The organism is Bradyrhizobium sp. (genome assembly GCF_035570375.1).
Classification (GTDB): domain Bacteria; phylum Pseudomonadota; class Alphaproteobacteria; order Rhizobiales; family Xanthobacteraceae; genus Bradyrhizobium.
This window is the reverse complement of sequence record NZ_DATMLW010000173.1, coordinates 1-6,614: the sequence shown is the minus strand read 5'-3', so window position 1 is coordinate 6,614 and position 6,614 is coordinate 1. Positions and strand designations below refer to the sequence as shown.

At 62.2% G+C, this 6,614-nt stretch carries 8 protein-coding genes and 1 tRNA gene; 4 read left to right on the top strand and 5 right to left on the bottom strand.

What is annotated here, in order from left to right; translation table 11 throughout:
* Window positions 1-724 (top strand): AMP-binding enzyme (locus tag VNX23_RS18855; protein WP_325632451.1); only part of this gene is annotated, 724 nt, incomplete at its 5' end.
* A gap of 163 nt (window positions 725-887) precedes the next feature.
* Here VNX23_RS18855 and VNX23_RS18850 read toward each other — a convergent pair.
* The 3 genes from VNX23_RS18850 to maiA all read right to left on the bottom strand — a co-directional run bounded on the left by VNX23_RS18850 (window position 888) and on the right by maiA (window position 3,302).
* Complete coding sequence (locus VNX23_RS18850) at window positions 888-2,081, bottom strand: 3-hydroxybenzoate 6-monooxygenase (RefSeq protein ID WP_325632450.1); 1,194 nt, start codon at window positions 2,079-2,081, stop codon at window positions 888-890.
* 95 nt (window positions 2,082-2,176) lie between these two features.
* Entirely contained in the window at window positions 2,177-2,680 is a 504-nt protein-coding gene (locus VNX23_RS18845; RefSeq protein ID WP_325632448.1) for a MarR family transcriptional regulator, read from the bottom strand.
* On the bottom strand, window positions 2,670-3,302 hold the full coding sequence (maiA, locus tag VNX23_RS18840; RefSeq protein ID WP_325632447.1) for a maleylacetoacetate isomerase: 633 nt from the start codon (window positions 3,300-3,302) through the stop codon (window positions 2,670-2,672). Before maiA ends, VNX23_RS18845 begins: the two co-directional genes overlap by 11 nt.
* Before the next feature lie 263 nt (window positions 3,303-3,565).
* Here maiA and gtdA point away from each other — a divergent pair, with 263 nt between their 5' ends.
* Together gtdA and VNX23_RS18830 are read left to right on the top strand one after the other, a co-directional pair.
* On the top strand, window positions 3,566-4,606 hold the full coding sequence (gene gtdA, locus VNX23_RS18835; protein WP_325632445.1) for a gentisate 1,2-dioxygenase: 1,041 nt from the start codon (window positions 3,566-3,568) through the stop codon (window positions 4,604-4,606).
* 170 nt (window positions 4,607-4,776) lie between these two features.
* Window positions 4,777-5,058, top strand: coding sequence for a hypothetical protein (locus tag VNX23_RS18830; RefSeq protein WP_325632444.1), 282 nt, complete (start codon window positions 4,777-4,779; stop codon window positions 5,056-5,058).
* Between the two features lie 229 nt (window positions 5,059-5,287).
* Here the strand turns inward: VNX23_RS18830 and VNX23_RS18825 are convergent, their stop codons facing one another.
* Window positions 5,288-5,965, bottom strand: a complete 678-nt coding sequence (locus VNX23_RS18825) for an alpha/beta family hydrolase (protein ID WP_325632443.1) — start codon at window positions 5,963-5,965, stop codon at window positions 5,288-5,290.
* 149 nt (window positions 5,966-6,114) lie between these two features.
* Between VNX23_RS18825 and VNX23_RS18820 the strand changes: the two genes are divergently transcribed.
* Complete coding sequence (locus VNX23_RS18820) at window positions 6,115-6,333, top strand: hypothetical protein (RefSeq protein ID WP_325632441.1); 219 nt, start codon at window positions 6,115-6,117, stop codon at window positions 6,331-6,333.
* A 140-nt stretch (window positions 6,334-6,473) separates the two neighbouring features.
* On the opposite strand, the gene VNX23_RS18815 is transcribed toward VNX23_RS18820, so the two are convergent.
* Window positions 6,474-6,550, bottom strand: a tRNA-Arg gene (locus VNX23_RS18815).
* Window positions 6,551-6,614: the final 64 nt, after the last annotated feature.

Here is a 6,614-nt window from a genome sequence, read left to right as displayed (position 1 = left end):
CGAAGGCGCGGTGGATGCCAATTTTTCCTCGCTGCGGCTCGCGCTGTCGGCCGCCGAAGTGTTGTCCGCCGAAGTCTTCAACGGCTGGAAGACGATGACCGGTCTTGAGATCGTCGAGGGGCTGGGCTCCACGGAAGTGCTGCACATTTACCTCAGCAACCGCCCGGAGCAGAAAAAGCTCGGCGCCGCGGGGCTCCGCGTGCCCGGCTACGAAATCGCGTTGCGAAACAGCGACGGCCGCGACGTCGGAGATAACGAGGAGGGCATCCTGTGGGTGCGCGGTGATTCCAACACGCCGCTGTACTGGAACCGGCCGGACAAGTCGGCCGAAACCATCCGCGAGGCGGGGTGGATCTACACCGGCGACCGCTTCGTTCGCGATTCGGAAGGGTTTTATTTCTTCCGCGGCCGCGCCGATGATCTGATCAAGATTTCCGGCCAGTGGGTCTATCCGCTCGAAGTCGAGCTGTGCCTCGCCGAGCACCCCGACGTGCGCGAATGCGCGGTGTTCGCCGTCGAGCTGCCGGACCGGCGGATGACGCTAAAGGCCGTCGTGGTCTTGAACAGCCAAGCGTTCGACGAAGGTGACGCGACAACGATGCTACAGGATTTCGTGAAGGCAAAACTGTTGCCCTACAAATATCCGCGCGAGGTGAAATTCATCGACGAATTGCCGAAGACCGGCACAGGCAAGATCGACAGGCAAGCGTTGTTGCGGGTGTAGGATTTCATACGCTTTAACAAACTCAGCGTCGTCCCTGCGAAAGCAGGGACCCATACGCCGCGGCATTGTTTTGACGGGTGCTGTTCGACGGCTTTCCTAGATCACCACCGCCGGTGGTTATGGGTCCCTGCTTTCGCAGGGACGACGGCGGAGGTTTTGACCCTCATTCCCCCAACCCCGTCCCACCATAAAGCCAGGCGAGATCGCGATACCAGTCCTCGGACGACTTCGCGCTCATGATGGCGTTGCGGATGCGGGCGTGTTCGCCTGAAGGGTGGTAGATGTGCTCGCCGATGGCGCGGGAGAGCAGTTGCACGCGCGCGGTGCGGGGAAAGCGCTGCACGCGGTATTTTTCCAGCGCGGTGGCAAAATCATCGGGATGGCTGCCCAGCATGTGCGACAGGCACACCGCGTCTTCCAGCGCCTGGCAGGCGCCTTGCGCGAAATATTGCAGCATCGGGTGGGCGGCATCACCGAGCAGCGCGACGCGTCCATCGACCCAGCGTTGCGTCGGATCGCGGTCGCACAATACCCACAGCTTCCAGTTCTTGCCGTGACGGATGATGCTCTGCGCGCGCTGGTGGATGTGCGAAAAACCCCGCAAGACTTCTTCTTCCGACACCGGCTTTCCGGCTACAGGCTCCGGTGCGTCGTTGTGATAGGTGACGACCAGGTTGAACACCTTCCAGCCCGAGAGCGGATAGTGCACGAGGTGGCATTTCGGGCCGGCCCATAACGTCGCCGCATTCCAGCGCAGGTCTTCGGGCATCTCCTCGGTCGGGATCACCGAGCGATAGGTGGTGTGGCCCGAGACCCGCGGCGCGCCGTCAGCGGTGACCTGCTTGCGGACATTCGACCACAGCCCGTCCGCGCCGATCAGCAGTGAGCCGGTGACGCGTTCGCCGGAGGCAAGGCGGGCGGTAACCGACGAGGTGTCCTGATCATAGCCCACGACCTCCGAACTGACACGCAACTCGATAAGTTCGTTGTCGCGGCAGGCTTTGAGGAAAACGCCGTGCAAATCGCCGCGATGCACGACCGCGTAAGGATTGCCAAAGCGCGAGCGGAAGGCATCGCCCAGATCGACATGGGTGATCTCTTCCGCCGTCAGCGCATCCATCAGCCGGAGCTGATCGATGTAAACCGCCATGCGGCGCGCCGCTTCGCCCACGCCGAGATAATCGAAAGCATGGAAAGCGTTCGGCCCAAGCTGGATGCCGGCGCCGATTTCGCCGAGAGTGGCGGCTTTTTCCAGCAGGATCGAGCGAACGCCTTTCTGAGCGAGGCCGAGTGCTGTGGCAAGGCCGCCGATGCCGCCGCCCGCGATCAGGACTGCCCGCGCCGCCTTGTCCGCCATCAGCTCGCCTTTCCTAGAGCATGATCCGGAAAAGTGGAAACCGGTTTTCCGAATAGATCATGCTAAAATAAAGAGATGAGATCATATTGCGAATGTCAGGACCGGGACACCAGATGCTCCAGCGCATCTTCGGCGCGCAGCGGCACCCGCGAGGCTTCGTTGTTGAGGTCGACCAGTTGTTCGAGCAGCATGAGCAGCGTCTTGCGGTCGGCCGGTTTCAGGGGCTGCAGCATCCTTGCCTGCGCGCGATCGACCGACGGCATGATTTCACGCAAGACACCGGCGCCACTCCGGGTCAGGTAAAGCAGCTTGACCCGTTTGTCCTCGGGCGCAGGCTTGCGCTCGACGAATTTTTTCGCCTCCAGACGCTCGATCACGCTGCCAAGCGTCGAACGGTCGAAGGCAATCACGGCGGAAAGCCGCGTGGCATCGATGCCGGGATGGGTGCGGATCGCAATCAGCGCCGCATATTGCACCGGAGTCAGATCGAAGGCCTTGCACTCCTCCATGAACAGCGCGACCGCGATCTGCTGCATCCGGCGAAACAGATAACCCGGCGCGGTGTAGACCGCATCCATCGTGACCGGCTTATTCGGCATCTGCCTGTCGCTCCGGTGCGGCGTCGGCGAACGCCTTGAGGCTTTTCGCGGCTGCTTCCGCCTTGAGGAGGCGCGGAAAGGCCGCGACATCGACTCCGAATCGCCGCGCATTGCCCAATTGCGGCACCAGGCAAAGATCGGCGAGCGAGGGGACATCGCCGAAGCAGAACGGACCGGCTTCGTTGGCGATCAGTTTCTCGCAAGCCGACAGCCCCTCGCGATTGGCCCAGGCCGCCCAGGCGGTCACCCGCTCTTCTGGCAAACCGAGCTCGCGCAGCCGCGCAAGCACCTTGAGGTTTTGGACGGGATGGGTGTCGCAGGCGAGCACCTGCGCAAACGCCCGCACAAGGGCGCGGCGCAACGGATCCTTCGGTAACAGCGGCGGGTGGGGGTGGATTTCGTCCAGCCACTCGATGATGGCGAGCGACTGGGTCAGGACCGCGCCGCGGTCGTCCTGCAAGGTGGGAACCAGCCCTTGTGGGTTAAGCGCGAGATAAGCGGGATCGCGCTGCTCGCCCTTGCGCAAATGATGCGTCAGCTGTTCCGCGCCTAACCCTTTCAGGTTCAACGCTATTCTGACCCGGTAGGACGCGCTGCTGCGGAAATAGCCGTGCAGCCTCATGTTTCGGCCTCCCCTTTTGCTTCCTGACGTTCTCGCTCGTCACGCCCGCGCAAGAGCGCCAACGGGTCCACGCAAAAGCGCGGCCCGATGACAGGCTCCGCGCGTCTTCGCGCCAGATGTGGCATCCACGTCTTGAATGCCCCGACGGCGTGGATCGCCGATTTGTTATCGTCAGCTTTTCCTGCCATTGACGATAGCCATATTGTAAGTATACTGTCAATCTTGCAACGAGAACCGCGAACGAGAAACAAGGGAGGTCGGCCATGGAAGCCGTAACCAGGACGCCAGAGCGCGAGGCTTTCTACAGGAAGATCGACGGCGAGAATCTTTCCGCGCTGTGGAACGTGCTCGGCGACCTGATCACGCCGGAGCCGAAGAGCGCGTGCCGCCCGCATCTGTGGAAGTTCGACGCGATCCGCGACTACATGACCGAAGCGGGCAAGCTGATCACCGCCAAGGAAGCCGAACGTCGCGTGCTGGTGCTGGAAAATCCGGGCCTGCGCGGCCAATCCAAGATCACGACCTCGCTGTTCGCCGGCGTGCAGATGGTGATCCCCGGCGATGTCGCGCCCGCGCATCGGCACAGCCAGTCGGCGCTGCGGTTCGTGCTCGAGGGTAACGGCGCCTATACTTCGGTCGACGGCGAACGCACCGCGATGTCGCCCGGCGATTTCGTGATCACGCCGTCGATGACCTGGCACGATCATTCCAACGAAACCTCCGAACCGATGTTCTGGCTCGACGGCCTCGACATCCCGATGGTGCAGTTCTTCGATGCCTCCTTTGCGGAAGGCCTCAAGGAAGACCAGCAGAAGATCACCCGCGCTGCCGGCGACAGCTTTGCGCGCTATGGCCACAATCTGTTGCCGGTCGATGAAAGGCGGACATCGAAGACTTCGCCGATTTTCAACTACCCCTATTCCTACACGCGCGAGGCGCTGGAGACCGCAAGGCTGCGTGACGAATGGGACGCCTGCCACGGACTGAAGCTGAAATTCTCGAATCCCGAGACCGGCGACTACGCGATGCCGACGATCGGCACCTTCATCCAGTTGCTGCCGAAGGGCTTCAAGACCGCGCGCTATCGTTCCACCGACGCCACCGTGTTCGCGGCGATCGAGGGCAAGGGGCGCACCCGGATCGGCGAACAGACCTTCGAATGGGGACCGCGCGATCTGTTCGTGGTGCCGAGCTGGCATTGGGTGACGCACGAGGCCGAGGCGGATTCGGTGCTGTTCAGCTTCTCGGATCGCCCGGTGCAGCAGAAGCTCGACCTGTTCCGCGAGGACCGCGGCAACGCGTGAACAGCTTCGCAGCTCGCTCCGCGTCATTGCGAGCGCAAGCGAAGCAATCCAGTGTTTCTCGGCAACTGGATTGCTTCGTCGTTTCACGCCTCGCAATGACGACACTCTCTCATCGCCAATGCAATGGCCGCGTCTCCGGCCAACCGGCAAGCTGTCCCTCCGCAAACCCGATGACCGAAACCGGATTCCGCATCATGCGCCTGAAGATTCTCGCCGCCGCCGTGCTTGCGCTCGCATTCGTCACGCCGCCGGCTCTGGCAGTGGAGCAATGCCGGTTCATCCAGGCCAGGCCCGAGCGGGAGGCCTGTTATCAGCGCCAGGAAGCGGAACTCGCCGCCAGGCGGAAGCCCGAACCGCCTCGCGAATCGAAGCTCATGGAACAGCTGCAGCAGATGAAGCACGAGGACGAGGCGCTCAACCGCCAGATCCACAGCATCTGCCGCGGCTGCTGAGCGACCCCCCGAACGACCCCTGTTCCGTTAAATTAAGCCCAGCGCCGCCGCCACCCTCCCCTGGAGGGGGAGGGTCGGCTCACATGAGCGAAAGCGAATGTAAGACGGGGTGGGGTGAGCTAATTGAGAAGGATCACCCCACCCCGCTCGCTCATTGCATTCGCGATCGACCCTCCCCCTCAAGGGGAGGGTGAAGCGGACGGCCCCGCTTCGGCTCAATCGTCAATTTTCAGATCGCCTCCGTCCAGTCTGCGAACGCATCCAGAATTTCGCGAAGGACATCGCGATCATTGCGCCCCGAGCGCGCCAGCACATGGAAGGAATGATCGGCAGCATCGACGAGATGCAGCCTCGCTGATGGAGCGAGGCGTTCGACCACGCCCTCGATCAGCGCCGCCTCGGCAAGGGTGTCGCGCGTCCCCTGCAGGAACAGCATCGGGACATGGATGTCGGCGAGATGCCCGGCGCGATCGGTCGAAGGTTTGCCTGCCGGATGCAGCGGAAAGCCGAGAAACGCAAGTCCGCGGACGCCCTCCAGAGGAGCCGCCGCCTGCGCCTGCGAGGTCATGCGGCCGCCGAACGATTTTCCGCCCGCGATCAGCGGCAGGCCCGGGCAATGTCGCCCCGCTTCGGTCACCGCGGCGCGGACGGTTGCGTGCGCGATCGCCGGCGGGTCGGGCCGTCTGCCGGCTTTCTCCATATAGGGGAACTGATAGCGCAGGGTAGCAATGCCTCGCGCGCAAAGACCTTCCGCAAAGGCCTGCATGAAGGGATGCGTCATCCCCGCTCCTGCGCCATGGGCGAAGACGAAGCAGGCGCGCAAGCTATCAGGGCGGAGCAGCAGCGCCGAAACAGCCCCGGCCTTCGCAACCTCGATCTTCAGTTTCTGCGCATTGTCGGCATTCATCGCGCAACCGTCACGCCGGGGAAGTGTTCCGGCCTTTGGATATGTTTCTCATTCGATTGGAACCAAGGATTCTTCTCGCGTTTGGTTACCGAATCCGATTATTCATAAATTCATGAACAGTTGTGTACCTCTGGCGGGAGGTCGCGAAAATGAGGAATTTTTCTGACGCGGCATTTTCTCCGGAAGTGATCGAGATCATGGGCGCGGCCCTCGAACAGGCCGTCGCAACATTGCCGGAGCCGGTCAGCTCGGGACACGTCACCGCCTTGGCGGAGTCGATCCTTCGCACCGCGCAATCCGGAGTGCAGGATGTGGCCGAGCTGCAAAGAATGGCGCTCCTCGAACTTCACCTCACGCCGCGCGAATGACAGACGACGACATCCGGATCGGTTTAGGAGCTCGTAGGTGCCTGCGGAACGTTTGCCGGGCTCATTCACGGGCGACATCACTAGTACGGCGCGCGTCAGTGTTGCAACGCCGGACGGGTAATCCGATCAAATTGAGAAAATGGCGATCCCGGCATGACTCGAACATGCGACCTACGGTTTAGGAAACCGCCGCTCTATCCAGCTGAGCTACGGGACCGCGTGATATTGCTCGCCGATTTTTCGGAGCATCCTGATTTTGCTCCGATTTTACCTTGCTTCGC

Excerpts from the sequence above, each read along its gene's own strand:
- VNX23_RS18850 (WP_325632450.1), bottom strand. The coding sequence starts at position 2,081 with ATGGCGGACAAGGCGGCGCGGGCAGTCCTGATCGCGGGCGGCGGCATC.
- VNX23_RS18845 (WP_325632448.1), bottom strand. The coding sequence starts at position 2,680 with ATGCCGAATAAGCCGGTCACGATGGATGCGGTCTACACCGCGCCGGGT.
- maiA (WP_325632447.1), bottom strand. The coding sequence starts at position 3,302 with ATGAGGCTGCACGGCTATTTCCGCAGCAGCGCGTCCTACCGGGTCAGA.
- gtdA (WP_325632445.1), top strand. The coding sequence starts at position 3,566 with ATGGAAGCCGTAACCAGGACGCCAGAGCGCGAGGCTTTCTACAGGAAG.
- VNX23_RS18830 (WP_325632444.1), top strand. The coding sequence starts at position 4,777 with ATGACCGAAACCGGATTCCGCATCATGCGCCTGAAGATTCTCGCCGCC.
- VNX23_RS18825 (WP_325632443.1), bottom strand. The coding sequence starts at position 5,965 with ATGAATGCCGACAATGCGCAGAAACTGAAGATCGAGGTTGCGAAGGCC.
- VNX23_RS18820 (WP_325632441.1), top strand. The coding sequence starts at position 6,115 with ATGAGGAATTTTTCTGACGCGGCATTTTCTCCGGAAGTGATCGAGATC.